The organism is Novosphingobium rhizovicinum, assembly GCF_040813635.1.
GTDB classification, from domain to species: Bacteria; Pseudomonadota; Alphaproteobacteria; order Sphingomonadales; family Sphingomonadaceae; genus Novosphingobium; species Novosphingobium rhizovicinum.
Genome location: NZ_JBFNXR010000054.1, coordinates 22,519 through 48,079 on the forward strand (window position 1 = coordinate 22,519; position 25,561 = coordinate 48,079).

Below are 25,561 nucleotides of genomic sequence, written 5' to 3' on the forward strand. Positions count from 1 at the left end.
TCAGGTTGATGCGAAGAGAGTCATACCGGAGAGCGCGCCATCAGCACGGAGCGGTCAATCGCCGACACCTGTGCACATCCGGTCAGCGCCATAGCCAGCTCGAGCTCGGCGCGCAGGATGCGTATGGAATGGGCGACGCCAAGCGCACCTGCCGCAGCCAGAGCATAAACATACGGCCTGCCCACGAGCACCGCTTTCGCCCCTAGCGCCAGAGCCCGAAGCACGTCGATCCCGCGACGGACACCGCCGTCCATCAGCACCGGCACGGCACCGTCCACGGCGGCGCAGACGTCCGGCAGCAGTTCTATGGCAGCGGGCACCCCATCAAGAGCGCGCCCTCCGTGATTGGACACGATGATGCCATCTGCTCCGGCCGCAACGCCACGCCTCGCATCTGCCGGATCGACGATGCCTTTCAGCACGATCGGCAGCCGTGTCAGTCCGCGGAGCCATTCCAGGTCGGGCCAAACCGCGGCGGTCTCGGCAAGCGGTGTACCAAGTAGCAACGCTCCTTGTGGAGCGGGCGGCAAACTGCGCATACCTCGCAAGTTCACAGCTTCAACTCCGGGCGGAAGTACAAAGCCCGATCGTTGCTCACGATTGCGCGCGCCGTTCACCGGCGCATCAACTGTGACGACGAGCGCGCGGTAACCGGCCTCTTCCGCTCTTCGAACCAGCTCTGCGGTGAACGCGCGATCGGGCTGGATATAGAGCTGGAACCACAACGGCCCGCTGGCACCTTGGGCGATTTCCTCAAGTGAGACACTCGCCTGGGTACTCACGACCATAGCCGTGTCCAGCGCCCCTGCTGCCATCACCGCAGCCCGTTCACCATCGGGATGCGCAAGGCGCTGGAACGCGATGGGAGCAAGAAGGATTGGCGCGGCCAGATCAAGTCCAAGCAATGCAGTGCCCGTGTGTCCGCCCGTGAGTTCGCGCAATGCACGCGACCGTAGGGGCAGGCGCGTAAACGCCGCTAGGTTTTCGCGCAGGGTCCATTCATCTCCCGCGCCACCTGAGAAGTAGGCCCAGGCGCCCTCACTCATGCGTTCTCGTGCGAGGGCTTCATAATCCCCGAGCGCAGCGACACTGGCCGGGATCTGTTCCAATGGAGGCAGTGCCATATATCCGCCCTTCAAGACGACGATGCTCTTGCGAAGGCACTCTCCCGCGAGTGCTCCGTCGTCAGCAACATACCCACCCTACTCCTGATCAGGCGCCGAATCTTTCTTGGGCATCTCGAAGGTTGCCCAGTCCGTGGCGTTGGGCGGCACAGGAGGCATCACATCGCTCTGCTCGGCAAGCTCCGGCACCCGGGTCTTCAGGCCGTGTATGTAGGCTTTGGCGATCATGTTGGCGGAGATCGGCGCAGTGATGAAAAGGAAAAGGGTGATCAGCAACTCATGCGCGGTCCACGCAAGGCCATGCGTGGGGAAGTAGATCATAGACGCTACCAGGCAACTGCCAACGCCAAGGGTCGTCGCTTTGGTCGGGCCATGCAGACGGCTCATGAGCGACGGCAGGCGCGCCAGGCCCCAGCTGCCGATCAATGCGAATGCACCGCCGAGCAACAATAGCGCAGCGATCACCACTTCCACGATGACGTGCAGGCCGCTCATTCCACGATGTCTCCTCGCAGCAGAAACTTCGTGTAGGCGACGGTGCCGACGAAGCCCACCATGGCCATAAGCAACGCGGCTTCGAAGTAGACGGTGCTCGCCTCCAGTATGCCGAAGAGGATAATGAACGCGATGGCGTTGATCAGCATCGTGTCCAGGGCCAGGATGCGATCGGGAGCCGTCGGCCCGCGGAACAGCCGAAACAGGTTCAGGAGAACGGCAAGAGTGACGCATCCCAACGCGATATGAAGCGCGGTGGCAATCATCGGAAGATCTCCATCAGACGGCGTTCGTAACGGTCCTTGATCCGCGCCACTTCACCCTCTGCATCCCCGGTATCGAGCGCATGAACCAGAAGATACTGGCCATCGTTGGAGATGTCCGCAGAAACGGTACCCGGCGTCAGGCTGATCGTTCCGGCCAGCAATGTGATCGCTTCGGCAGAGCGCAACTCCAGCGGAACAATCAGCCAGCACGTGCGCATGTCACGATTGCGGCGGAAAAGGATCAGCCGCGCCACTTGGAAATTGGCGACCACGATATCAGCAATAACCAGTCCTACGTAGCCTAGCAGCGGCAGGCCCCACCGCATGAGTGGGCGGTCCGGCCAGAACGGCGCGGTGAACAAGGGAATGATCACTGCCAAGGCCAAGCCCAACACCAACCAGCCGAAGCTGAAGGCATTGAGCATCAGCATCCAGATGATCAGCAATAGCAGGCTGAGGCCAGGATGAGGCAGAAGGCGCTGCATGCTAGCCATCCTCCAGCGGCACAAGAACCGCTTTCACGTAAGCGCCAACATCGAACACCTGCTCGCTAGTGGCCTCCATGTAGGACGTGACTGGTCCGGCAGCGAGAGTAAGAGCCACCAGGCAAACGATCAGGAAAACGGCAGGTGCACTCTCTCGAAAGTTTGGGCGCACTCCCGTCCCCGCTGTGGCAGGCGTGAGATCGCGCTTCCAGAACAGCGTGCTTCCGGCCCTGGCGAAGGCGACCACGGCAACGAGGCTGGTTCCCAGGATCAGCGTCCAAATGAAGGGCGCCCAGACGGATGCGAGCGACGCCTCAAGGATCAGAAGCTTGCCGATGAACCCGGACAGGGGAGGCAGACCTGCCAGGGCAACTCCGGCTGTGAGGAAGAGGACGCCGAGCCACCTCTGCCCCGGATATTCTGGCGTCGGGACGATGGCATCGCCCTCAACACAGCGCCAGCGCACGACGAGATCAGCAAGCAGGAAAAGAAGCGCTGCGGAAAGCGTGGTATGGGGAAGGTAATAGAGGCCTGCCGCCAGTGCTCTTGGTTCAAACAACGCAATGGCCGCGAGCAAGGTCGCGGTCGACCCGATCAGCGCATAGGCTGCCATCGGCCGCAGATGCCGCGCCGCGAGGAGCCCCGCGAAACCGAGCAGCATGGTGCCGAGTGCCGCCGGCAGCATGTATGCTCCGGCCTGTGCGCCGATCACCAGCGGACCTGTCCGCACAATGGCGTAAGCGCCCACCTTGGTCATGATCGCAAAGAGAGCAGCGACGGTCGGCGCCGCGCCTGCATAGGCGCGCGGCAGCCACAGATGCAGCGGCAGCAGCGCCGCCTTCAGCGCGAACACCGTCAGCAACAGTAAACCCGCGGCGCGGAAGAGGCCCTGATCCCCCACAGGCAAGTCGCCGGCTCGCACCAGCACATCCGCCATGTTGAGCGTACCTGTGACGCCATAGAGCATCCCGAGCGCGATCAGGAAGATCGTCGACCCCACGAGGTTGACGATCACGTACTGGACGCCCGCCGTCAGCCGCCGCGCGCCCTGTCCATGCAGAAGAAGGCCATAGGAAGCGATCAGCAGCACCTCGAAGAAGACGAACAGGTTGAACAGGTCGCCAGTCAGGAACGCTCCGTTCACGCCCAAGAGTTGGAAGTGGAACAGAGGGTGGAAGTGCCAGCCTTTCCTGTCCAGGCCGGTGAGGACAGCGTGGACGATCACGGCCAGAGCCAGAACCGCCGTCAGGATAAGCATCAGCGCGGCCAAGCGGTCCAGCACCAGTACGATACCGTAGGGCGCGGGCCAGTCTCCCAACGAATAGGCGATGACCTCGCCGCGCATGGCCTGCATCACCAGGGCCACATTCGTGCAAAGCAGAAGCGCGGTAGCTGCGATAGAGATGGCGGCACCGATTGCCCGCCTCCTGCGCCGGAACAGAAGAGAGGCGGTTGCGGCGAAGACAGGCAGCAGCAACGGAACCGCGATGAGCGCCGTCATGTGCGATCACCTGGATCTCGGTCCTCACTCTGATCGGGTACGCCGTCTACCTGATCGGTGCCCGTCTCAAGAAATGTCCGCAATGAAAGCACGACAGCGATGGCCGTCATGCCGAAGGAGATGACGATGGCGGTTAGCACCAGAGCCTGCGGGAGAGGGTCCGTATAATCGGCCACGCCCTTTGCATATAACGGCGGACGATTGACGACGAGCCGTCCCATGGCGAACAGAAACAGGTTGATGGCGTAGGACAGCATCGCAAGGCCCAGCACGACCGGGAACGTGCGTGCTCGAAGACACAGGTAGATTCCCGCTGCAGTCAAAGCCCCGATGGCGGTCGCGACGAGGAACTCGATGCTCATCGGTCCGCCTCCAGCATACGCCCAGGATCGATGTCCATCGGATTATCGTCGACAGGCTCCTCCTTGTGCGCCCTTTGCGCGATATGGCTGAGCTCCGCCAGAGCGAGCATCATGGCGCCGAACACCGTCGTCGCCACGCCGATGTCGAAGAGCATCGCCGTCGTCAGCTCGAACTTGCCGATCAGAGGCAGGCTGAAATATCCGAAGGCGCTGGTGAACAGCGGCGCACCGAATACGAGTGACCCCAACCCGGTCAGAGCCGCCGTGATCACTCCGAAGCCGATGATCGAGTGCTCGTCGATGCGGCGGCGTTGATCGGCCCACTCGAAGCCGGACGCCATGTACTGCATGAGCAGTGCAATGGACACGATCAAGCCCGCGATGAAGCCGCCGCCCGGCATGTTGTGACCGCGCAGAAAGATGTAGAGCCCTACCATCATGGCAAGCGGCAGAAGCAGCCGCGCAGCGACCGCAAACATCATTGGATGCCGCTCCGGCGAATGCGGCAATTCGGCGACCCACTCCCGCAGGCGCTGACCTGAAGGTCCGCGCGTCGCAGGCTGTAACAGTGCAAAGATGATGAGGGCCGCTATTCCCAGTACGGTGATCTCACCGAAGGTGTCGAAGCCGCGAAAGTCAACGAGAGTAACGTTGACCACGTTCGTCCCGCCGCCGCCTGCGTAGCTGCGCTCCCAATGATAGGAAGAAATCGGATCGTTCGGCGCGCGGGTCATGATCGCCCATGCGGCCCAACCGGTAGCCCCGCCCCCGGCCAGGCCAAGCAGGCCGTCGCGCACCCTGCGAGGTGTGCTCGACAGGCGCCGAGGTGTCTTGGGGAGCATGTTCAGAGCAAGCAGCAGCAGAAGTATGGTCATGACCTCAACCGAGATCTGAGTCAGCGCAAGGTCGGGCGCCGACAGGTAGATAAAGGCAAGCGAGACGACCAGCCCGATGATGCTGATGTAGATCAGCGTAAGATAGCGCTGACGTTGCGCCTTCACGACAGCCACGATCCCCGCGAGCAAAAGTATCCAAGCAGCAACCGCCGACGCAGGTGCAGGGATTGTTTCACGCCCTCCCGTCGCATAGCCCCCCAGGCGGATTGCCTCGAACCCGAGGGCGATCGCCACGAGAAACAGCAGGCCAAGCTGCCTTTGCAGAGATCCATTGTGGATCACGCCGGAGAGTGAGCGCGCACCGTCGACGAGCGGTTCGAGCCCGCGATCAAATATCCGCTTGGCCTCCGGAACTCCCAACCGATCCCACAGCCTTTGCAGAATTGCATGCCGCCACAACGCGATCGCGCCGACGAGAATGGCAACGATGCTCATGATGAGCGCCGGCGTAATTCCGTGCCAAAGCTTGGGGTGAAATGACGTCGCAATGTCGCCGCTCGCTGCACCGATTGCCGGCACGACGATAAAACTGGTCAGCGGTGCCGGAAACAGCCCGATCAGCACCGTCAGCACGACGAGGATCGCAGAGGGAGCCCACATTCCGAGCGACGGGTCATGTGGCGCCGCAGGGTAGCTGTCCCGCCGAGCGCTCAAATAGACGTGGAAGATGAACCTCAAGGAGTATGCGATCGAGAATGTCGCGGCGAGAAATGCGACAAGAGGCACCGGCCACAGCCACCCTGCCCAAGTCGTGTGCACCGCCTCTTCCAGCATCATCTCCTTGGAGAGGAAACCGCCGAGCGGCGGCAGCCCGCCCATGGACGCAGCCGCGATAGTGCCGAGCGTAGCCGTGACCGGCATGAGCCCTGCCAGCCCGCCGAGAAGGCGAACGTCCCGGGTGCCCGCCTCATGGTCCACGATCCCCGCGTTCATGAACAGGGCCGCCTTGAAGATTGCGTGATTGAGCAGATGGAACACGCCAACAGCCACCGCGGCGGGTGTGCCGAACCCGAACAGCATCGTCAGCAAACCAAGGTGGCTGATCGTGGAGTACGCCAGGATAGCCTTGAGATCGTACCGGAACAGCGCGATCACCGCACCGATCAGCGCCGTGAGCAGCCCGGTTCCAGCCACCAGATAGAACCATAGCTCCGTGCCGGACAGGACCGGCCACAGGCGTGCCAGCAGAAAGACGCCGGCCTTCACCATTGTAGCCGAGTGCAGGTACGCACTGACCGGCGTCGGCGCCGCCATCGCATGGGGCAACCAGAAGTGGAACGGGAACTGCGCCGACTTCGTAAAGCAGCCCAACAGGATCAGAACGAGCGCCACGGGGTAGAGGCTAGACGCCCGAACGACGTCGCCGCTGGTAAGGATATCCGCCAGTTCGTAGGAGCCGGCTATATCACCCAGCAGCAGAAGTCCGCCGATCAAGGCAACACCTCCGCCTCCGGTAATCGCGAGCGCCATACGCGCACCTTGCCGGCCGTCCGCTTTGTCGCTGCGGTACCCGATCAGGAGAAAGGAGGAGAGGCTCGTCAGCTCCCAGAAGATGAGCAGCAGGAGTACATTGCTGGAAACCGCGATCCCCAGCATCGCGCCCTGGAAGAGGAGCAAAAGAGACAGAAAATAGCCGATCGGCTCCTGCGCGGGCATGTAGAACCGAGCGTAAACGAGGATCAGCGCGCCAATTCCCAGGATCAAGCCCGCGAACAGCAGCCCCAAACCGTCCAACCGAAAACTGAGCTCAAGGCCGAGAGAAGGAACCCACGGAACGCTGAACGCGCTTGTCCCGCCATCCAGCACCGGTGGCGCATGGATCAGCAGCAATGCGAGTGCGCCCAGCGTCGAGGCGAGGGCAACGGCCATCTGCCCGTTTCGATCCACTCCCCGAAGCGCCAGGAGGCACCCGGCACCCAGGAACGGCAAGGCGGCCATTAAAGCCAACAAAAAAATCGCCTCCTCGGCACCGCAACTGCTCTACGGCTACCTTGCTCAGGTTGGACATCCAGGATCGTTCTTCACGCTCGTTGCCAGAGAGGCAACCCCGAACCGCCATCCATCGGCACTTCATCGGCCCCTTTGCCAACACGGCTCGCTTCCGCCGGCGGATCAGAACGCTGCGCTCCCCTGCCCGCGCTCTATTCCTTGGGCTTGAGCGTCACCCAGATATCGACCGGCGCTGCGAACTTGCCCGGCGCAGGCTTACCCACGTCGATCCGCTCAGCAGTCACGAGTTCACCAGATTCCAGGTTGAAGGTGACCCACGGCTTCGGCATCCGTCCAAACTTCATTTTCTGGATGGGCCGCCCGGTTGCGGTGTTCATGATGGTCGCGATGATGCTCATCCGGGGCCGTTACCGTCAGCATCCCGGATCTGTCCATAGACCCGCTACCAACCATCAACAATGCCTGCATCGATCACCACAGCCACGGCAAATGGGCTTAGCCGGCCACCCCAAACTCGGCGAGCGTTGAAGTTCTGATCAGCCAGTCGCCAGGACAGGCCGTTTTCGGAGCGAGATTACGATCCCTGAAGAGATTAGAAGTATGCCAACGGCATGGTACGCGTGCAGGTCTTCTCCGAGGATCGGCGCAGCGAGCAGGGCACCCAGAAGCGGCTGCAGACTGATCATGTTACCCGCGGACGCCGCCCCGATGTCTGCCACTGCCCGATTGAAGAGGTAATATGCCACTGTCGACGGAAGAACCGCGACATAAGCGATGGCGAGAATGACCTCGTGCGAGAAGCGGAGCGGCCTCACCGACCATTCCCAGGCCGCAAAAGGAAACATCACCACCGCGCCGATAAGGAACGTGACCGCAAGGAAACTCGTCCCCGACAGAGGCGGCCGTGTTCTGAGCAGAGCCGTGTAGAGCGACCACGCGAGGACACCGGCAAGGATGAGAACATCGCCTATGCCGAAGCGCAATGCGAGCAAAGCCGCAGGATCGGCTCTAAAGACGATGGTCGCCACACCGATTGCACTCACCGCCACGCCGACTACTGCGGCTTGTCGCGGCCTTGTGCCGAACAAGATGCGATCGAAGATAAGGACGAAGGTAGGAATGCCCGCCTGGATCAACAGGCCGTTCGTGGCGGTTGTGTATTGAAGGCCCGAGTAGAGGAGCGCGTTGAAGGCCCCAACTCCGACCACGCCGAGCAGCAGGATGGGTCGCCAGTGCCGCCCGATGACGCCCCGCTCGGCGAGGAGCCCGCGCGCGGCGAACGGCAGCACGATCGATGTCGCGCCGAGCCAGCGAAAGAAAGCGAGTGAAAACGGGCCGATCTCATCGTGAACCGCACGGGCCACGATGGAGTTTCCAGCCCACAGCATCATCACAAGCACAAGAGTGGCGTAGACGACCCAGCGACTGCGTTCCTGCTCGACCATGAGATGCAATTGACTCCGGGAAACGATAAATCGGCTCATGGCGGCAAGCCTTGTTACGAGCTTCCGAAGCAGCCCGTCAGCCGTTCTTAATGGTCTTCTGGTGTGAGGGCCAGACAAGTGCCTGGGCTGACGGCGCTATCCGAACGCATCATGCTCCCTGACGCACAGGGCCACGATTGACATAATCCGGTGCGCTCCGTCTTATCGCGCGAAACATAATTTGAGAGGCCCTGATGGCGACAGCGGTGAAGCCGCCAGCGATCTGGATGATACTGATCGCTGCGTTCCTCGACATGATGGCGATGGGCATCGTCATGCCGGTTTTACCCGGTCTGATCGAGGACCTGACCGGATCGCAGGCCGCGGCTGGCATCTGGACAGGTGTGATCGGTAGCCTCTGGGCCCTCATGCAGTTCATCTGCGCACCCGTAATCGGCAGCTTGTCAGACCGATTTGGGCGGCGGCCTGTCATCCTGATCTCAACGGCTGGACTCGCCCTGGACTGGATCATGATGGCGCTAGCCCCCAATCTATGGTGGCTCGTCGCAGGGCGCATCATAGGTGGCATCACCTCAGCAAGCGCGACAGCACTGTTTGCCTACATGGCAGATGTCACATCTCCAGAAAATCGTGCCCGGGCCTTCGGCTTGATCGGGGCAGCGATTTCGGCCGGATTCGTGCTCGGCCCTGCTCTTGGCGGCGTACTCGGCGATATGGCTCCACGCCTCCCCTTCTGGGTTGCTGCCGGGGTTTCAGGAGCCGCTTTCCTCTACGGACTTGTGGTTCTTACCGAGTCCCTCCCGCCAGAGCGCCGTCAGCCCTTCACCTGGCGAACCGCCAACCCACTCTCGGCATTGCACATGCTGGCCACACGACGTGAGCTTTCCTCGGCGTCTGTAAGCGTGTTTCTGCTCACATTCTCGCACCGTCTGTTCATGACGGTCTTCGTGCTGTTCGCAGGTCATCAGCATGGACTTTCGACGCTCCAGATCGGAGCCTTGCTCGCGTTCTCTAGCGTGCTCGACCTGCTCATGCAGGGTGTCATCGTCGGCCCTGCGACCAGACGTTTTGGCGATCGCCGCACAATCGTTGTCGGCCTTGCCGGCGGCACGCTCAGCTTTCTTGCCATGGGCATCGCCCCAACCGCCACCTGGTTCGTGATCGCGATGGTCCCAGCTTCGCTGATGGGACTGGCCGAGCCGACACTGAGGTCCGTTCTCTCCCGCCGGGTGACCGAGAACGAGCAAGGCCAGCTTCAGGGCGCCATGCAAAGTCTTGCGAGTGTGGCGGGGATCAGCGGGCCCGCCTTCTTCGGTTGGCTCTACGCGGCTTCGATCGGCACCATGCCCGGTCTAAGCTTCATGGTAGCCTCGGGGCTTCTGGCGATAGCGGCGGTGTTCGCCGGCGCTCGGCGCGAGCAGGCCGACGCATCGCCGCAACTGGGCTGAACCGATCTCTAGACGCCCTCAATTCGGATTCCGGATCAGGAAGATGAGCCCTGCTCTGAGCAGACTTTCAGAGCGAACAAAGCGTACGCTCAGCCGGTGCCACGACTTCCCGCCAATGCAGATCCGAGATGATCATCTGCGCTTGAGACAGAAGCTGACGCTTCTCCGGTCAGCAGCTTTCGCAGGCGCGAGTGGATCAGCACGTTCTCCATTATGCGGCCAAGAACCCACAGGGCAAAAAAGATCCCCATGAAGACATAGGCTGTCGTCATCGAAGGCTTCCGACTGCGCTTGCCGATCTCTTCATCATCTTTCTTCTTTTCAGGCTTCGCAGCACCGAGGATCTGATCAATCGCGTGCATCGGCACGTCTTCAGGCTTCACCTTGGACCGCTTCTTTGCCGCTTCGGCCTTGGCGGCGACGACTTCCGGCGGATTGCGCCACTTATCCAGGGCGACTCCCAAATGGCCGACGGCGAAGAATAGCGCGGGTGCAAGAAAGCAGGCGAGAAGCGCCCGGCTCATCATGTCATACCGCAGGACACCATCACAGACGCGCAAGGTACCACTGTCGAATATCGACATCTTGTCCTGCGGGAGCTGGCCTTTCTTGGTGAAGCTCAGCGTGTTCCCTTCGATGCGGTAGGACGTACCCTTTTCTTCGAACAGCACACCAAGACGGCTCAGGTTCTGCGAAGAGGATTTGGTCGGGTCGACCTGAAGCGTCCCTCTTACTCGCCAAATCCAGTCGATGCCAGGTAAGTTCACGACGCCTCCTTCTACACAGCTACACGACGGATGCTTTTGCTATACTCTCTTCATTCAGCCGGAACTGCGGTACCCTGTCGACGATCAGCGAGCTTCTTCTTGAGCAGCTTGTAGGGCTCCGAGAAGGTGTAGTGCATGGTTTCCCAGATCGACATGCGGCGCCCACCTTCCTGGCCGAGCAACTCGGCTTCTCCGTCTTTGCAGGTGCCGTGGATACGATCGATGAAGATCCAGGTGCCCGAATAGTTGCTGCGTGTGCTCTCGTAATCCTGCGCATGGTGCAGGCTGTGATGCTCGGTGGTGTTGAAGATCTTGAACCACCACTTTGGAGTGTTGAAGCGGATGTTGCAGTGCTGATAGGTGCCGACGGCCAGACCGAAGGCGCCAGCAAGAAGTACGGCACGCGGCAGAAAGTCGAACAAGCCACCAACTCCGAGCCCGATCAGGAAAATCTCGATCGGGTTGCCGACGCTTCCTTTTTGCACGTTGAGTTGGGTGACAAAATGATGCGGTGCATGCGTGAGCCACAGGGGGTACCAGTTATGCATGCCCCGATGCATCCAGTACTGGAAGTAGTCGCCGATGAATGAGATCAGGAAAGCCTGTATCAGCAGCGGCAGCCCCATAAACCATGCGAACTTAGCGAGCTCAAAGTTATCCTGGAACCAGCCGATGATGGCATCGCTGTTTATGGGACCGAAAAATACCCTCACAAACATCATGCCCATGGCGACGTAGAAAGTGTCACATGCCAGCTCTTTCCAGGTATGCTGCCAACTCTTGTAGCGAGGGCTAACCCACTCGAGCCCCAACATGAAGAACTTGACCCCTAGGCCAATCCACAGCGTCACGGACGGCTTAATCCAAGCATCCGGTGCATAATAGTAGAACGCAATCACCGCGATTAAGAAAGCAGGCTGGAAATGAGTGAAGAATGCCTGCTTTATGGGTCCACCTTGAACCCGCCCCAAATTTTCGAGCCCCATCGTAACGGGAGCGCTCACCATATAGGAGGGCTTTTCGGCTGCGATTGTGTCACTCATTTCCAGATCTCTCTCGATGAGTTGCTGCAGCGTTATTGTCGATTGCTGCTGGCACCGGTGTAAGAGCGGCAACAGATAGCGACCCTAGGTCGCGATCTGGTCATCGGCTCTGTCGTTCGACTTCTCTGGCCAGCACGATGCTGCAAACGCTATCATCGATGAAGTGAGACAAATCCGATGTGGGGCAGAGATTGGATCTATGGCCTCAGTTCGGAGTCTGTTTGCTCCCGCTCTTTTTGGGTTATCCTACTCGCCAGCCTGTGCGTCCTGCGGGCCAGACCGCGGCGCTGCGGCCGCGAGTTGTGCGTTCTGAATCCATCCGAACACAATCTCCCCGCAACAAGGAATGAAACATGACGACCCGAGCCTTCGGCGCTCACGCAGCCGACAAGCCGCTTGAGCCGATCCGGATCGAGCGCCGTCAGCCCGGCCCGACTGATGTGCAGATTGAGATCGCTTACTGCGGCGTCTGCCATTCGGACTTGCATCAAGTGCGCTCTGAGTGGGGCGGCACGCTTTATCCCTGCGTGCCCGGACATGAGATCGTCGGCGAGGTGAGCGCCGTCGGAGACAAAGTAAGTCGCTTTCAGGTTGGCGACACCGTCGGTGTCGGCTGCATGGTCGACAGCTGCCGCCAATGCGCCTCCTGCCGCGAAGGAGAGGAGCAATACTGCACGGGACCGACTTGGGTCGGACCTACAATGGCCCGACTGAAGATGCCCCTGGCCACACCTTGGGTGGATATTCAGAACGGATCGTTGTGGACGAGGATTTCGTTCTTCACATCCGCCATCCAAAGGAGCAGTTGGCTGCGGTCGCCCCGCTGCTTTGCGCAGGCATAACGACCTATTCCCCCTTCCGCCGCTGGAAGGTCGGCCCGGGCCAGAAGGTGGGCGTCGTGGGTATTGGCGGCCTTGGACACATGGGGATCAAGATTGCCCACGCCATGGGAGCGCATGTCGTCGCCTTCACCACTTCTGAAAGCAAACGGGACGACGCAAGTAAGCTCGGCGCCGACGAAGTCATCAATTCACGGAACGCCGAAGAGGTGGAAAGCCATGCCGGCAGCTTCGACTTCATCCTCGACACCGTAGCGGCAAGTCATGATCTCGACGCTTTGACGGCTCTCCTCAAGAAGGACGGCACGCTCACCCTTGTCGGCGTGCCTGAGCACCCGCACCCCTCTCCTGCTGCCGCGAACCTCATCTTCCAACGTCGTTCAATTGCTGGATCGCTGATCGGCGGCATCGCGGAAACGCAAGAGATGCTCGACTTCTGCGCGGAGCACAAGATCGTGGCCGACGTGGAAATGATCCGCGTCCAGCAAATTGACGAAGCCTACAACCGCATGCAACGCAGCGACGTGAAATACCGGTTCGTGATCGATAACAGCACCCTTACCGGCTGATGGTCAGCAAGGGTTCGGACGGGGAGTGGCGGCCGGAGCAATCTGCAGCCACATGTAGGGGGTACGACCGAGCAGCGCTGACGTGGCGCAGGCGAAAAGGTGAAAGAGCAAATCACAGTCCGATCGCGAGACGCTTAACGCGGCGGCCGCGATTCGAACCCAGACTAGACTTAGTAGACCCGTACCGTGCGGGCGCCTCTCTCTGTTGGTCTGACGTGTCGGCAGCACGATTTGAACAGATGGCAGATCACCCCGCCTCCTCCCGTGCGTAAGACGGCAAGGGCTAGACCCCCTCGACTCCACTGCCTGCACAGCGGGCCCCGCACTCGGGAAGGCGGCCACTAGGCTCGGAAAGGGAAAAGCGATTCTCCCAGCCACACGCCCAACCACGTCCATCTTCAAACCGAGGAAAATGCTAATAAAACAATGGTAGCGGAGGAGGGACTCGAACCCCCGACACGCGGATTATGATTCCGCTGCTCTAACCGGCTGAGCTACTCCGCCATTCTGTTCACCAATGCTGCGGTACTAACCGCCTCCGTGGTGCAGGCCGCGTCCCTTAGGGCCAGGATCGCTGGCGGTCAATCACTGAGTTCCGCTTTTTATCCTCGAAATGAAAATGTGCGGATCGGACGCCACAGGCCGCCCTCATAGGCGTAGAGGCCGAGGCCTTTGAAACGGAACGACCGTCGGCTGAGGGTCGCCTTCAGCTCTGCCTGGAGAGTTCGGGCTGCGTCGTGACTGACCTTGTTCTGGATCGTGATATGCAGACGCAGGGAACGGGCGTCCTGATTGGTCAGCAAGCCGTGCATGCGGTCCGCGATAAGGCCGTGAATGGCAATCAACTCAGGGCTGTCGACGTCCAACGCGGTACCCCCGCCCAGGTTCATCAGGCCTGAGATGCTGGCGGGCGGCGGCGGCGCGGCGGTGATTTGCGCCAAGCATCGCCGCAGTTCGTCTTCCGCTGACGGCGGCAAGGCATGGAACAGCGTAACGTGAGCTCGCAACCGGTTCCGATCAGGAGGATAATGCGCACGTCGAAGCGCATCTGCCCAAGCCAGAACGTCCGGCGGCAGCTCTGCTGTCACGAGGAGCGGAGCCCTTCGCTGCACTGGCTCTAAGTGCGATTCAGACTGCAACCGCTCTCCGTTCACCGGTTCGCCGTTCTCTCATGGATTGCCCGAACGGAGCACCTCGAGAACTCGCTCAGGCGCTGAGGCGCCGTAGGGATCTTCATCCAGGCCGGAGTCGTTGATGCCCGGCTCCTCGAACCATGCCGTGACCGTGTTGTCGTCTACAATCATGGCGTAACGCCAGGAGCGCTGACCAAAACCAAGGTGGTCCTTGTTGATGAGCATGCCCATGCGCCGGGTGAAGCTGCCCGAGCCGTCTGGCAGTAGCTTCACCTTCTCAAGCCCCAGCTTCTGACCCCACTGATACATCACAAAGGCATCATTCACCGAGACGCAGTAGACCTCATCCACTCCGGCCTTGCGAAAATCATCATAATAGCGCTCGAAAGCGGGACATTGCTCATTGGAACACGTGGGCGTGAACGCACCGGGAAGCGAAAACACCACAACTTTCTTACCCCCGAACTCCTCGCGCACATTCAGGTCCTGCCAGCGGAAGGGATTGTCTCCGCCGAGCGTCTCATCGCGCACGCGCGTCTTCAGGGTCACGTCGGGTATCTCACTCTTGACCATGCTTGTGCTTCCTTCCTGCGACTTCCCGAGGGCGTCCTTTGGCCATTGTCAGAAGGCCTCAGCCCCTCCAATGTTCCGGCGCGAGACGGAGAAGTTGCATGCCTTACGCGGCCTTCTTGCAGCCTCCCGACGCAGGCGATTTGCGGCCACTATCGACGTGTCACGCTGCTCTTTCCAAACGGCGCCGCGCGGGCTAGTTCCCGGCCAGGCAAGGAGACCGTTCGATGACGCAAGCTGACAACAGACGCATGTCGCGCCTGGTGGCGAAACCTTGATGGGACAGCGCATACTCGTCGTCGACGACGAAATGCTCGTGGCAATGATGCTCGAGGATATGCTGGCCGACCTGGGCTATGAAGTCGTAGGCCCCGCATCGAACTTGAACGACGCGATGGAGTATGCCTCGAACGAGGAGCTCCATTGCGCAATTTTGGACCTCAACCTTGGCCGAGGGGTACTCTCCACACCTGTGGCCGAAGTGCTCAAGGCCCGTGGCGTGCCGTTCCTTCTGGCGACGGGCTATGGGGCGAACGCGCAGACAGACGCCCTCGGTCATGCCGGATTGCTCGGCAAACCCTTCTCTACGGGTGATGTCGAAGACGCACTGAAGTCGCTGCTGGGTTAGCAAGCGGGCGGGACGCTCGTGGTGGAGCATTCTCATGTTGGCCGATCACCGTCATCGGCTCGGACGATGCGGCTAGCGAAGATGTAGAGCGCTTCCGCTCAAGGCGGGAACGCTCTGGCACCGCTGGCCTACCCTTCGATGATTTTGTGAATACGGTTGGCCAGCACATCCATGCTGAAGGGCTTGGTGATCAGTTCCATGCCCGCCTCCAGGAATCCTGACGCAAGCGCCGCATTCTCGGCATACCCGGTCATGAAAAGTACCTTCAAGTCCGGTCGGGACAAGCGTGCACGCTCCGCCACCTGCTGACCGTTAAGGCCGGGCAGCCCGATATCCGTCACCAGCAGATCGATCCGTCTAGGTTCTTGAAGGATGGCGAGCCCCTCTGGCCCGTCTGGGGCCTCGATCGGCTGATACCCCAGCTCATTCAGCACTTCGACGATGAGGCCCCTCACAACGGGTTCGTCTTCCACCACCAGGACGACCTCGCCGGCCTTGCTGTCAGGCGCCCCTTCAGACCGGACGCTCGGCTCTTCTTCAAGTCCAGCGGCGTCGATAAAGCGGGGGAGGTAGATCTTGACCGTACTGCCTAACCCGAGCTCCGAGTAAATGACCGCATAGCCTTCTGATTGGCGTGCGAAGCCATAGATCATGGAGAGGCCCAGGCCCGTACCTTGCCCCGCCGGCTTGGTGGTAAAGAATGGCTCGAAAGCGCGTGCCATGGTGGCCTTATCCATGCCAACGCCCGTGTCACTGACGCAGATACAAACATATCGCCCGGGCCGGACGTCCCGCTGTTGCGCAATGACAGGACTGTCCAACTGCGCGTTCGACGTCTCGATCGTCAGCCTCCCGCCATCGGGCATGGCATCGCGTGCGTTGATCGCGAGATTGAGGATCGCGCTTTCCAGCTGGTTGGGGTCACAGCGAGTCAGCCAAAGATCGTCGTTGAGGGTCAGGTTCAAGTCGATGCGCTCACCCATGGTGCGGCGCAGGAGATCCTCCATGGATGAAACCAGCGGATTGGAGCGCACCGGCCGGGGATCGAGCGGCTGCCGGCGGGAGAATGCCAGCAGTCGGTGAGTCAGCGCAGCGGCGCGCTCTGCCGAGCCGCGAGCGCCCTCCAGCCAACGCTTCAGGTCATCGGTGCGACCTTTGAGCAGCCGGTTCTGCATGATATCAAGGCTGCCGGTGATCCCTTGCAGCAGATTGTTGAAATCGTGAGCAATTCCGCCTGTGAGTTGACCGACGGCTTCCATTTTCTGGCTTTGGCGTAACGCCTCTTCTATCTCACGCTGCTCCGTGATGTCGCGCCCGATGGCGTGGATCCGGCCGTTGGCAGGCACTGCAGTCCATTCCAGCAAGCGGAAGCTGCCGTCCTTCGCACGATAGCGATTCTCGAAGGCCAACGTAGCGGCCCCCTCTCCGAGCTTGCGAACCTCGGCTGCGGTGGCGGGTAGATCATCCGGATGCAGGAACTGGTCGAGAGAGCGGCCGACCATTTCCTCCTCCGCCCATCCCAGCATACGGCTCGCCGAAGGGTTTACCGCGGTTATTAATCCCGCAAAATCGCAGACCAGCATCAGATCCTGGCTGATCGTCCACAGGCGTTCGCGATCCTGGGCGGAAGCCACTTCCGCCTGTTTCTGCGCTTCAATCTCAGTATTCGTGCCAACCCATGCTGTGATCTTTCCTTGAGCATCGGTCAGGGCTTGGGCGCGCGCAAGATGCCAGCGATAGGTGCCCGAACGGTCGCGGATGCGGAACTCTGCCTCGTAGCGCTCACCGCTCGCAAGCGCAGTTCTCCATCTGTGCAACGTATCGTGAAGATCATCAGGATGGACGAATTGCATCCACGCGGTGCCGGTCAGGGTTCCCAATGGTTCACCGCAATAAGCATAGACCTGATCGTTGAACCAATCGAGCCATCCATCCGCGCGCGCTGTCCACGCCTGGTTGGGCATGTTCTGGGCAAGAGCGCTGAACTGCGCCTCGCTCTTCTCGAGGGCCCGTTGCATATGGAGCCGGTCGGTCACGTCGTGGACGACACCAACGAGACGCAGCGGCTGCCCATCCTCGTCATACTCGTAGTCAGCCTTGCGTACGATGGTGCGCTCATCCCCATCACTCGCCCGCCGAATATGGTACTGAACCTCAAGCGCGGCCGTTCCTTCGCTGCGGCTGGTCTGGTTCGATATCAGCCATCGGTCCTCAGGAAGGACCAGCTGCTCAAGCTCGGCAGCTTGTATCTCTTCCCTGGGCTCGATACCGAAAATGCGGCAAAACTGCTCCGTGGCACTGATCGTATCCGTGCCAATCTCGATCGAAAAGAGGCCCACCCCGCCAGCAGCTTGGGCGCGCCTCAACCGTTCCTCGCTGACCCGCAGGGCCTCCTGCGCCTCATACTCAACGGTCCGGTCACGCATCAGTTTTACGAAGCCAATGGCTTCACCTTCAGCGTTTCTCAGCGGGGTCATCTCGCTTAACCCCCAAAAGCGCTCGCCTGTTTTGCGAACATGCCAGCGCGCATCATGCGCCCGACCGGTCTCCAGCGCCTCGCGCCGCTTGGCCGAAGGACGATCCGAAGCGACGTCCTCGGGAGTGAACACAAGGCCGATAGACTGACCGATCATCTCGGCCTCGGTCCAGCCGAGCACTTCCGCCGCGCCGCGGTTCCACGAAGTGATGGTCCCATCCAGGTCAGTGGCGACAATGCCGTAATCGATGGCACTGTCGAGGATCTGGCGGTTATAGGCCTGCCGTTCACGAAGCGTGCCTTCTGCACCGACTCTCTGGATGTGCGCCCAGGACCGCTGCGTGACTTCCCGCAGGAGGCTCTGTTCGTAGTCTTGCCAGGTCCGCGGTTGCTTGTCGTGAATTGCCATCAGGGCAATCAGCCGCCCGCGCTCTACCAGCGGCATGCAGATTGTGGCGCTTATGCCGATATCCTGGAACGTCCTGGCCGCTTCAGGGGCGAGTTCGGCGCTCACATCGTTGACAATCAGCGGTCGCCCGGCGTGCAGATCCTGAACCGCCCGCTCACCAAATGCCGCGAGGCTGTAGTGCCCTACGATTGAAGGCGAACCCGGGGCATGCCAATCCCCCCGAATGGTAAAGCCGTCCTGGTCTTCATCCATGTCCGCGTAGGCGCAATCCGACAGGTTCAGATGCTGCGCCGTCAGGCGGGTTGTAACGGCGAGCACCTCGGCTGCATCGCGGCTTCCTGCGACGGCCTGTGACAACTCGTCGAAGAAGCGCAGTCGCGCTTCGCTCTCTTCCAACGCCCTTCGCGCCCGAACCGCCTCGCTCGTCTCCACGACAACCGCGATGACGCCCCCTGGGAGGCCGTCATCCCCCGGCACGGGTGAGTAGTCCAGGTTCATCCAGACACGCTCGGGGCGACCGTCGCGGTGGAGAATCAACTCGTGATCCCTGTAGCTCAGCGAGCCTCCAGACAGCCCCACGCGCATAACATTATCGTTGAAGTCCGCGATTTCATCCCAGCCTTCCCGGACGTTGGAACCGAGCAGTCTGGAATCTCTGCCTCCCGCGAACCCCGAATAGGCATCGTTGTAGATCATCACGCCCTGCTCTCCCCAGAGCAGAACGAGAGGCACGGGGCTGGTCAGCATCATGCTTACGGTGTGGCGAAGGCTGGCAGGCCACTGTCCTATGGGTCCGATCGGCGTCGCAGACCAGTCAAAGGTGGCGATCCGCCGCGCGAGTTCACTCCCGGGGCTCAGAAATGAAATAGGAACTCCTGGAGAGTCCGAATCCGACCCCATTGTTGACTGCTTTCCGGAGGCGACACTGCGCATGTACTACAAACCCGCCCCAAATCAGGCGAAAAACGCGGCGTGCAGGCGAGAGTTCCCTGTAAACTCTCGCCTATATCTCAACGCCTCGCGCCCCTACCTGGCACACGTCAATCGCGTTCGAGATCGAACAGATTGTGGAACTGCCGCGGCTGCGAACGCCAATACTGGGGAGGAGCCTTTACCTGCGCCCCAAGCTGTGCCGCAGCGTGCCAGGGCCAACGCGGATTGTAGAGCATACCGCGCGCCAGAGCGACCATATCGGCATCACCGGTCCCAACGATGGCCTCAGCCTGCTCCGGCTCGTTGATGAGGCCCACCGCGACGACCGGCATCTCAACGGCTGCCTTGACGGCGCGTGCAAGTGGAACTTGATAGTTCGGCCCGATGGGGATCTGCTGTTGAGGGTCGAGCCCACCACTGGACACGTGCGCCGCGGCACAGCCTCGCCGCTCAAGAGCTTGGAACAAGGCGATTGTCTCGTCTACGTCCCAGCCTCCCTCCATCCAGTCCGTGCCTGAAGCGCGGACGGTGACCGGCCTGTCTGCAGGGAAGGCTTCGCGAACAGCGTCGAAGACCTCAAGCGGAAAGCGCATCCGGTTCTCGAGGCTACCCCCGTACTCGTCGTCCCGACGGTTGGAGAGCGGCGAGAGGAATTCGTGCATCAAGTAGCCATGGGCCATGTGCAACTGTATCGCATCGATCCCAAGCCGTGCAGAACGGCGGGCCGCCTCCGCAAAGGCGTGCACGAGGCGCGCCAAACCGGCCTTGTCGATCGCACTCGGAGCGTTTTCACCGGGCGAGAAAGGCAGCGCTGAAGGAGCATGGGTCTGCCACCCGTTCGTCTCGCTTGGCGCAACCTGAGCTCCGCCTTTCCACGGCAGATCGGTCGACGCTTTGCGGCCGGCATGGGCCAGCTGGATAGCGATCGGCATATCGGAATAACGCCGCACCCCTTCCAAGGTGCGCGCAATCGCGGCTTCGGTCTCGTCGTCCCAGAGCCCGACGTCGGCATAAGTGATGCGGCCTTCGGGGACGACGGCGGTCGCCTCAATCGTCAACAAGCCCGCGCCTGATTGAGCGAGCTGCCCCAGGTGCATCAGGTGCCAATCGGTCATACACCCCTCGACCGCAGAGTACTGGCACATCGGCGCGATGACGATGCGGTTTTCTAGCGAGAGGCCACCCACTCGGATGGGCTCGAACAGCTTGGATGAGGACAAGGAACACTCCTGATGTGTGCGAGTGCGCCATCTGGGTACTGCGGGTGCACTGGACAAGCGGCGAGACAGCCCAAGAACAGCAAAGGCGGCGCTCCCGCGAAGGAGCACCGCCTCATTGCCATATCCCTTAGAAGAGCGTTCAGGCTGCTGCGGCAGCCTCCGTCTTCTGCGTCGAGCCCTTGTAGATCTCGTCGATGGCGCTGCCGAGCGCCTCGTTGAACTCGGCATCGCTCATCTGGGCACGCAGATCTTCCAGCAGCGCACGGCTGAAGCTGGCAATGATGCCCTTGTTCTTGGCCAGTTCCGCACAGGCCTCAGGGCGCTTGTACCCGCCCGAAAGCGCCACGACCCGCAGAACCTTGGGATGAGAAACCAGCGGATCGAACGTACCGGGCTTCACCGGCAGAGAGAGCTTGAGCATGACCCGCTTGCCCTCCGGCAGCTCGTCGAGGTTCTTGAGGATCTCCCTGAGGAGGATCTCGTCACACTGCGCCCGCGTCTCGCTCTTGATGTTCACCTCGGGCTCGATGATCGGCATCATGCCATGGCTGAGCACCTGCTTACCGACTTCGAACTGCTGTTTGACGACAGCGGAAATGCCCTCTTCATTGGCAGAGTTGATGACCGACCGCTCCTTGGTGCCGTAGACGCCAAGCGCCTTCGAACGCTCCAGCAGGGCATCCAGCGTCGGCATCGGCTTCATCAGCTGCACGCCGTTCGCCTCGTCCTCCAAACCCTTGTCGATCTTGATAAAGGGCACCACGCCCTTTGCGATCAGCGCCTGCGGCGTCGGCACCCCGTCGACCTGGCCGTCCATCGTGCGCTCAAAGAGGATGGCGCCGATCACCTTGTCGCCGGTGAACACCGGAGAGGAGATGATGCGGCTGCGCATGTCGTGAATCAAACCGAACATTTCTTCTTCGGTGTTCCAGGCGCCCTCTTCGATGCCGTAGCCTTTGAGAGCCTTGGGCGTCGACCCGCCGCTTTGGTCGAGTGCGGCGATGAAACCTTTGCCTTCAGCCATCTTGGCGGTCATTTCGGAGGTTTGCATGAAAATCCCTCTGTTAGTTCGGAACAGGTCTGATTCATTATCGAGTGCCCCGGTTTTTCGCAACTGCGGCATCTATGTTGTTAATCATATCACACGCCAAGTGGCCTTGTGTCACGGGCGCTCCGCCTCAGAAGCGCAGTCCACTTCCTGCGAAGCGGGAGATCGTACCAGCGGACCGCAATCCATGCTGCAGTCAGCATCGTAATCAGGAACAGGGCACCCGCAGGAAGAGGGGACAAACCCATCTCACGAACTGCAGCACGCATCGGCTCGATGAAGGACCAATGCACTGCATATAGAGCGTAGGAAACCTCGCCCGTGAATGCAGCGGCTGGAACCGCGAAGCGCACTGGCTCACACCTGCTGCCAAGGAAAACCAGCAACGGCGAGAAGAACAGGATGATGGCCAGATCGTAGAGTGCACTCCACTCCCCAACCACCGGCCATGATAGAAGCACTCCAATCGCAGCGATGCACGCAACGCCAAGCCAGCTCGAGGCGCGTAAGTGTGGGGAGGGATCTCCGTCGGGCGATGCGGCTTTCCGTCCCCACCTGCCCTCCGGCAGCATGGCGATCAGAGCCCCCAGCGTGAAGGAAAAGGCTGTGCGCATCAAAGCGATGCTGTGTTCACCCCACAGGGCGCCGATGTTGCCTGAGCCATTGGCGATCACGACCGGCACCATCCCGACGGCCGCGGCTACACAGATCGCTGCCAAAGCCCACGCGGGAATCCGAAACAGCAACGCAATCAGCGCCAGATTCGCCAGGATCTCGAAAAACAGCGACCATGACGGAACATTGAGCGGGTAGAGCGGCAAGCTGGCGGGCGAAGGCAGCATCAAGCCGTTGAACGCCAGCGCGCTGACAACTTCATGCAGCGGAAGCGCCTTGGAATCACCGCTCAGCAGTTGCTGCAGAGCAAGCGCCCCCCCCAGCAACAATCCCAACAGGAACAGAGGATAAAGCCGAGCGAGCCGCTGTACCATGAAGCGCCCAATGCCCAGGCCCTGCCTGAACCGGGGGAAATAGCTCCGGTACAGTACGAATCCGGACAGGACGAAGAAGAAGTCGACCGCCACGTAGCCGTGAGGCACCAAGGCAACGTCGAAATGGAACAAGGCCACGGCAATGGCCGCAAGCCCGCGCATACCGTCGAGCGTCACATAGCGGCCCAGCCCCGACCCTGCTGGACCGGGGCATGCCTCTGGTAACGGCTTCATCATCGCCGCGGCCTTGCTGCTGACCAGCCTTACGCTTGAAGCGCGGCCACCCCGGGGAGTTCCTTACCTTCCATCCACTCGAGGAACGCGCCGCCCGCGGTAGAGATGTAGGAGAAGTCCTGCGCCACTCCCGCATGGTTAAGCGCTGCAACCGTATCGCCACCGCCAGCTACCGAGACCAGAGATCCCTCACGCGTCAACGCTGCGGCCGTCTTGGCGAGCGCCACCGTTGCAGCGTCGAAAGGGGCCATCTCAAAGGCGCCGAGAGGCCCATTCCAAACCAGCGTCTTGCAGGTCTTGAGTACGTCTCCCAGCGCTTCAGCAGCCGCCGGACCGGCGTCGAGGATCATCTCGTCCGCCGCAACCTCATGCACATTGCAAGTGCGAAGGCTCGCGGGGTTTGCAGCGAATTCTTTGGAAACGACAACCTCATAAGGCAGGTGTACCGTACAGCCCGACTTATCAGCCGCTTCCAGGATCTGGTTCGCTGTCTCCGCGAGGTCATGCTCGCAAAGCGACTTGCCGACATCCACCCCCTTGGCCGCAAGGAAAGTGTTGGCCATGCCGCCACCGATGATGAGGTGGTCCACCTGCGTCACCAGATGCGTAAGAACATCGAGCTTCGATGAAACCTTCGCGCCGCCGACAACTGCGGCAACCGGCTTTTCCGGCTTGCCAAGCGCCTTATCCAGGGCCTTCAGTTCGGCTTCCATTGAGCGACCGGCGTACGCAGGCAGCGCCCGCGCCAGTCCTTCGGTGGTGGCGTGTGCACGGTGCGCGGCAGAAAACGCGTCATTGACGTAGAAGTCGGCGTTTTCGGCAATCGCCTTCACCAGTTCCGGATCGTTCTTCTCTTCGCCCTTCCAGAAGCGCGTGTTCTCCAGAATCGCGATGTCGCCGGGACGAAGAATGCCCACGGCCTGCTTGACCACGTCACCAGCGATCTCGGGGACGAACATCACTTCCTTGCCGATCACCTTCTCGACCGCGCCCACGACCATCGAGAGTGACTGGGTCGACACACGCTCGCCCTTGGGACGGCCGAAGTGCGCGAGCAGGAGGACCTTGGCTCCCTTCTCGGACAGTTCCAGGATCGTTGGCGCGGCAGCCCGTATACGCGTATCGTCCGTTACCGCCCCATCCTGCATGGGGAGGTTAAGGTCAACGCGGACCAACGCGACCTTGCCATTCACGTTGGAAAGATCGTCCAAGGTCTTGAAAGCGCTCATGTTTCGATCCTTATCTCGTCGCCGATGGCGACTGTACCGTCCGCAATCACTCTGCCGAGCAAGCCACCGCGCCAATCTGGCGTGAGAGCAGCCTCAAGCCCGGGCCACAACTCATCCATGCGCCCGCAGGGATCGCATTCAAGCGTTATCCTTATGCGCAGACTATCACCCACGGAGACGATATAGCCCCCGTCTCTGGGGAAGCGCAGCCCCTCAACGAAGAAGTTGGTTCGGCGCGTATGCCATGGCAACACGGCACTGCCGGAAAGACCAAGCTCAGCCATAGCACAGGCCCAGCTTTCGGCTTCCAGTACAGAGACCTGTCGGCGTCCCCTGGCGCCAGGCCGAACGCGGCCGCGCAGGTCCCCCTGCACGCCCTCGTCGACAGTCACGAAGACGGTATCGAGCAACTCCATGGCTGCACGCGACCGTGGACGCCGCGCGATGCCAATGAGTCTGCCCGATACCGACATCCGTCAGCAGTGTCCGATCAGAGCAGGCCCGCCATTACGCCAGCCGTATCGACCATGCGGTTGGAGAAGCCCCACTCGTTGTCATACCAGGACAGAACGCGAACCAGCTTGCCTTCGAGCACAGCGGTTTCGAGGCTGTCGATCGTCGACGAATGCGGATCGTGGTTGAAGTCGATCGAAACCAGCGGCTCCTCAGTGTAGCCGAGAACGCCCTTGAGCGGACCTTCAGCGGCAGCCTTGAGCAGCTTGTTGACCTCTTCGGTGGTGGTGTCGCGCGAAGGCGTGAAGACCAGGTCGACCACCGAGACGTTGGGGGTGGGCACGCGGATTGAGGAACCGTCGAGCTTGCCCTTGAGGTCTGGAAGAACCTCACCCACGGCAACCGCGGCGCCGGTGCTGGTCGGGATCATGTTCATCGCCGCAGCGCGAGCACGACGGGGATCCTTGTGAATCTGATCGAGGATCTTCTGGTCGTTGGTGTAAGAGTGGATCGTGGTCATCAGGCCGCGCTCGATGCCGATCGCCTCGTGCAGGACCTTGGCGAAGGGCGCCAGGCAGTTCGTGGTGCACGACGCGTTCGAGACGACCCGATGGTCAGCGGTCAGTTTGTCGTGGTTGACGCCGTATACGACGGTCAGATCGACACCCTTGGCGGGCGCCGAGATCAACACGCGTTTGGCACCTGCTTCGATGTGCTTCGAAGCACTAGCCTTGTCCGCGAAGAAGCCCGTGCACTCCAGCGCGATGTCGATGCCGTTCTCAGCGTGCGGCAGGTTCGCTGGATCGCGCTCCGCGGTCACCTTGATGCGGGTGCCGTTGATGATCAGGTCGTTACCGTCGACTTCGACGGTGCCCGGGAAAGTGCCATGCACGGAATCGCGCTTGAACAGCAGCGCGTTCGACTTGGCGTCGGCAAGGTCGTTGATCGAGACCAGTTCGAGACCGCAATCGGGCCGCTCGAGAATGGCGCGAGCGACGTTGCGCCCAATACGTCCGAAACCGTTGATCGCAACCTTGGTCGCCATGAGA

General features: G+C 61.0%; 22 protein-coding genes, 1 tRNA gene and 1 pseudogene. 3 read left to right on the top strand and 21 right to left on the bottom strand.

Annotated elements, in window-relative coordinates; all coding sequences use genetic code 11:
- Positions 1-20: 20 nt before the first annotated feature.
- From ABUH87_RS16645 to ABUH87_RS16685, 9 genes are all read right to left on the bottom strand, one after another.
- The gene (locus ABUH87_RS16645; protein WP_367775240.1) at positions 21-1,124 is read right to left on the bottom strand and encodes an alpha-hydroxy acid oxidase; all 1,104 of its coding nucleotides are present in this window, start codon (positions 1,122-1,124) and stop codon (positions 21-23) included.
- Between the two features lie 78 nt (positions 1,125-1,202).
- On the bottom strand, positions 1,203-1,619 hold the full coding sequence (locus tag ABUH87_RS16650; protein ID WP_367775241.1) for a Na+/H+ antiporter subunit G: 417 nt from the start codon (positions 1,617-1,619) through the stop codon (positions 1,203-1,205).
- The gene (locus ABUH87_RS16655) at positions 1,616-1,885 is read right to left on the bottom strand and encodes a K+/H+ antiporter subunit F (protein ID WP_367775242.1); all 270 of its coding nucleotides are present in this window, start codon (positions 1,883-1,885) and stop codon (positions 1,616-1,618) included. Before ABUH87_RS16655 ends, ABUH87_RS16650 begins: the two co-directional genes overlap by 4 nt.
- On the bottom strand, positions 1,882-2,370 hold the full coding sequence (locus tag ABUH87_RS16660) for a Na+/H+ antiporter subunit E (RefSeq protein WP_367775243.1): 489 nt from the start codon (positions 2,368-2,370) through the stop codon (positions 1,882-1,884). Before ABUH87_RS16660 ends, ABUH87_RS16655 begins: the two co-directional genes overlap by 4 nt.
- Position 2,371: 1 nt before the next feature.
- On the bottom strand, positions 2,372-3,871 hold the full coding sequence (locus ABUH87_RS16665) for a monovalent cation/H+ antiporter subunit D (RefSeq protein ID WP_367775244.1): 1,500 nt from the start codon (positions 3,869-3,871) through the stop codon (positions 2,372-2,374).
- Positions 3,868-4,233 (bottom strand): Na+/H+ antiporter subunit C, encoded by a 366-nt coding sequence (locus ABUH87_RS16670; RefSeq protein ID WP_474100285.1) that lies wholly within the window; start codon positions 4,231-4,233, stop codon positions 3,868-3,870. The genes ABUH87_RS16665 and ABUH87_RS16670 overlap by 4 nt, the downstream gene beginning before the upstream one ends.
- Entirely contained in the window at positions 4,230-7,067 is a 2,838-nt protein-coding gene (locus tag ABUH87_RS16675; RefSeq protein WP_367775582.1) for a monovalent cation/H+ antiporter subunit A, read from the bottom strand. Before ABUH87_RS16675 ends, ABUH87_RS16670 begins: the two co-directional genes overlap by 4 nt.
- A gap of 203 nt (positions 7,068-7,270) precedes the next feature.
- Positions 7,271-7,477, bottom strand: a complete 207-nt coding sequence (locus tag ABUH87_RS16680; RefSeq protein WP_367775245.1) for a hypothetical protein — start codon at positions 7,475-7,477, stop codon at positions 7,271-7,273.
- A gap of 138 nt (positions 7,478-7,615) precedes the next feature.
- Complete coding sequence (locus tag ABUH87_RS16685; protein ID WP_367775246.1) at positions 7,616-8,563, bottom strand: DMT family transporter; 948 nt, start codon at positions 8,561-8,563, stop codon at positions 7,616-7,618.
- A 194-nt stretch (positions 8,564-8,757) separates the two neighbouring features.
- On the opposite strand from ABUH87_RS16685, the gene ABUH87_RS16690 reads away from it, so the two are divergent.
- Positions 8,758-9,972, top strand: a complete 1,215-nt coding sequence (locus ABUH87_RS16690) for a TCR/Tet family MFS transporter (protein WP_367775247.1) — start codon at positions 8,758-8,760, stop codon at positions 9,970-9,972.
- Positions 9,973-10,061: 89 nt separating this feature from the next.
- Here ABUH87_RS16690 and ABUH87_RS16695 read toward each other — a convergent pair whose 3' ends face one another.
- Both ABUH87_RS16695 and ABUH87_RS16700 read right to left on the bottom strand, forming a co-directional pair.
- Positions 10,062-10,739 carry a hypothetical protein gene (locus ABUH87_RS16695; protein WP_367775248.1) on the bottom strand — a complete coding sequence of 226 codons (678 nt, stop codon included), beginning with the start codon at positions 10,737-10,739 and terminating at the stop codon, positions 10,062-10,064.
- A gap of 50 nt (positions 10,740-10,789) precedes the next feature.
- Positions 10,790-11,782 (bottom strand): sterol desaturase family protein, encoded by a 993-nt coding sequence (locus tag ABUH87_RS16700; RefSeq protein WP_367775249.1) that lies wholly within the window; start codon positions 11,780-11,782, stop codon positions 10,790-10,792.
- A gap of 353 nt (positions 11,783-12,135) precedes the next feature.
- Between ABUH87_RS16700 and ABUH87_RS16705 the strand changes: the two are divergent.
- Positions 12,136-13,190, top strand: a pseudogene (locus ABUH87_RS16705) (NAD(P)-dependent alcohol dehydrogenase).
- Positions 13,191-13,617: 427 nt separating this feature from the next.
- Here the strand turns inward: ABUH87_RS16705 and ABUH87_RS16710 are convergent.
- From ABUH87_RS16710 to ABUH87_RS16720, 3 genes are all read right to left on the bottom strand, one after another.
- A tRNA-Met gene (locus tag ABUH87_RS16710) sits at positions 13,618-13,694 on the bottom strand.
- A gap of 98 nt (positions 13,695-13,792) precedes the next feature.
- Entirely contained in the window at positions 13,793-14,278 is a 486-nt protein-coding gene (locus ABUH87_RS16715) for a 2'-5' RNA ligase family protein (protein WP_367775250.1), read from the bottom strand.
- 81 nt (positions 14,279-14,359) lie between these two features.
- Positions 14,360-14,896 carry a peroxiredoxin gene (locus ABUH87_RS16720; protein ID WP_367775251.1) on the bottom strand — a complete coding sequence of 179 codons (537 nt, stop codon included), beginning with the start codon at positions 14,894-14,896 and terminating at the stop codon, positions 14,360-14,362.
- A gap of 274 nt (positions 14,897-15,170) precedes the next feature.
- Between ABUH87_RS16720 and ABUH87_RS16725 the strand changes: the two genes are divergently transcribed.
- The gene (locus ABUH87_RS16725) at positions 15,171-15,521 is read left to right on the top strand and encodes a response regulator (protein WP_367775252.1); all 351 of its coding nucleotides are present in this window, start codon (positions 15,171-15,173) and stop codon (positions 15,519-15,521) included.
- 128 nt (positions 15,522-15,649) lie between these two features.
- On the opposite strand, the gene ABUH87_RS16730 is transcribed toward ABUH87_RS16725, so the two are convergent.
- The 7 genes from ABUH87_RS16730 to gap all read right to left on the bottom strand — a co-directional run bounded on the left by ABUH87_RS16730 (position 15,650) and on the right by gap (position 25,557).
- Positions 15,650-19,156, bottom strand: coding sequence for a PAS domain S-box protein (locus tag ABUH87_RS16730; protein WP_367775253.1), 3,507 nt, complete (start codon positions 19,154-19,156; stop codon positions 15,650-15,652).
- 290 nt (positions 19,157-19,446) lie between these two features.
- Entirely contained in the window at positions 19,447-20,559 is a 1,113-nt protein-coding gene (locus tag ABUH87_RS16735; protein ID WP_367775254.1) for an NADH:flavin oxidoreductase/NADH oxidase, read from the bottom strand.
- A gap of 139 nt (positions 20,560-20,698) precedes the next feature.
- Positions 20,699-21,610, bottom strand: coding sequence for a fructose bisphosphate aldolase (locus ABUH87_RS16740; RefSeq protein ID WP_367775255.1), 912 nt, complete (start codon positions 21,608-21,610; stop codon positions 20,699-20,701).
- 89 nt (positions 21,611-21,699) lie between these two features.
- The gene (locus tag ABUH87_RS16745; RefSeq protein WP_367775256.1) at positions 21,700-22,833 is read right to left on the bottom strand and encodes an acyltransferase family protein; all 1,134 of its coding nucleotides are present in this window, start codon (positions 22,831-22,833) and stop codon (positions 21,700-21,702) included.
- 26 nt (positions 22,834-22,859) lie between these two features.
- Positions 22,860-24,059, bottom strand: a complete 1,200-nt coding sequence (locus tag ABUH87_RS16750) for a phosphoglycerate kinase (protein ID WP_367775257.1) — start codon at positions 24,057-24,059, stop codon at positions 22,860-22,862.
- Positions 24,056-24,475, bottom strand: coding sequence for an MOSC domain-containing protein (locus ABUH87_RS16755; RefSeq protein ID WP_367775258.1), 420 nt, complete (start codon positions 24,473-24,475; stop codon positions 24,056-24,058). Before ABUH87_RS16755 ends, ABUH87_RS16750 begins: the two co-directional genes overlap by 4 nt.
- A gap of 74 nt (positions 24,476-24,549) precedes the next feature.
- Complete coding sequence (gap, locus tag ABUH87_RS16760; protein ID WP_367775259.1) at positions 24,550-25,557, bottom strand: type I glyceraldehyde-3-phosphate dehydrogenase; 1,008 nt, start codon at positions 25,555-25,557, stop codon at positions 24,550-24,552.
- Positions 25,558-25,561: the final 4 nt, after the last annotated feature.

What these genes read in the sequence shown, in the direction of transcription:
- ABUH87_RS16740 (WP_367775255.1), bottom strand. Translation starts at nt 21,610, where the DNA reads ATGCAAACCTCCGAAATGACCGCCAAGATGGCTGAAGGCAAAGGTTTC.
- ABUH87_RS16745 (WP_367775256.1), bottom strand. Translation starts at nt 22,833, where the DNA reads ATGATGAAGCCGTTACCAGAGGCATGCCCCGGTCCAGCAGGGTCGGGG.
- ABUH87_RS16665 (WP_367775244.1), bottom strand. Translation starts at nt 3,871, where the DNA reads ATGACGGCGCTCATCGCGGTTCCGTTGCTGCTGCCTGTCTTCGCCGCA.
- ABUH87_RS16690 (WP_367775247.1), top strand. Translation starts at nt 8,758, where the DNA reads ATGGCGACAGCGGTGAAGCCGCCAGCGATCTGGATGATACTGATCGCT.
- ABUH87_RS16720 (WP_367775251.1), bottom strand. Translation starts at nt 14,896, where the DNA reads ATGGTCAAGAGTGAGATACCCGACGTGACCCTGAAGACGCGCGTGCGC.
- ABUH87_RS16680 (WP_367775245.1), bottom strand. Translation starts at nt 7,477, where the DNA reads ATGAGCATCATCGCGACCATCATGAACACCGCAACCGGGCGGCCCATC.
- ABUH87_RS16755 (WP_367775258.1), bottom strand. Translation starts at nt 24,475, where the DNA reads ATGGAGTTGCTCGATACCGTCTTCGTGACTGTCGACGAGGGCGTGCAG.
- ABUH87_RS16700 (WP_367775249.1), bottom strand. Translation starts at nt 11,782, where the DNA reads ATGAGTGACACAATCGCAGCCGAAAAGCCCTCCTATATGGTGAGCGCT.
- ABUH87_RS16655 (WP_367775242.1), bottom strand. Translation starts at nt 1,885, where the DNA reads ATGATTGCCACCGCGCTTCATATCGCGTTGGGATGCGTCACTCTTGCC.
- ABUH87_RS16725 (WP_367775252.1), top strand. Translation starts at nt 15,171, where the DNA reads ATGGGACAGCGCATACTCGTCGTCGACGACGAAATGCTCGTGGCAATG.
- gap (WP_367775259.1), bottom strand. Translation starts at nt 25,557, where the DNA reads ATGGCGACCAAGGTTGCGATCAACGGTTTCGGACGTATTGGGCGCAAC.
- ABUH87_RS16750 (WP_367775257.1), bottom strand. Translation starts at nt 24,059, where the DNA reads ATGAGCGCTTTCAAGACCTTGGACGATCTTTCCAACGTGAATGGCAAG.
- ABUH87_RS16670 (WP_474100285.1), bottom strand. Translation starts at nt 4,233, where the DNA reads ATGAGCATCGAGTTCCTCGTCGCGACCGCCATCGGGGCTTTGACTGCA.
- ABUH87_RS16685 (WP_367775246.1), bottom strand. Translation starts at nt 8,563, where the DNA reads ATGAGCCGATTTATCGTTTCCCGGAGTCAATTGCATCTCATGGTCGAG.
- ABUH87_RS16675 (WP_367775582.1), bottom strand. Translation starts at nt 7,067, where the DNA reads ATGGCCGCCTTGCCGTTCCTGGGTGCCGGGTGCCTCCTGGCGCTTCGG.
- ABUH87_RS16660 (WP_367775243.1), bottom strand. Translation starts at nt 2,370, where the DNA reads ATGCAGCGCCTTCTGCCTCATCCTGGCCTCAGCCTGCTATTGCTGATC.
- ABUH87_RS16730 (WP_367775253.1), bottom strand. Translation starts at nt 19,156, where the DNA reads ATGATGCTGACCAGCCCCGTGCCTCTCGTTCTGCTCTGGGGAGAGCAG.
- ABUH87_RS16645 (WP_367775240.1), bottom strand. Translation starts at nt 1,124, where the DNA reads ATGGCACTGCCTCCATTGGAACAGATCCCGGCCAGTGTCGCTGCGCTC.
- ABUH87_RS16650 (WP_367775241.1), bottom strand. Translation starts at nt 1,619, where the DNA reads ATGAGCGGCCTGCACGTCATCGTGGAAGTGGTGATCGCTGCGCTATTG.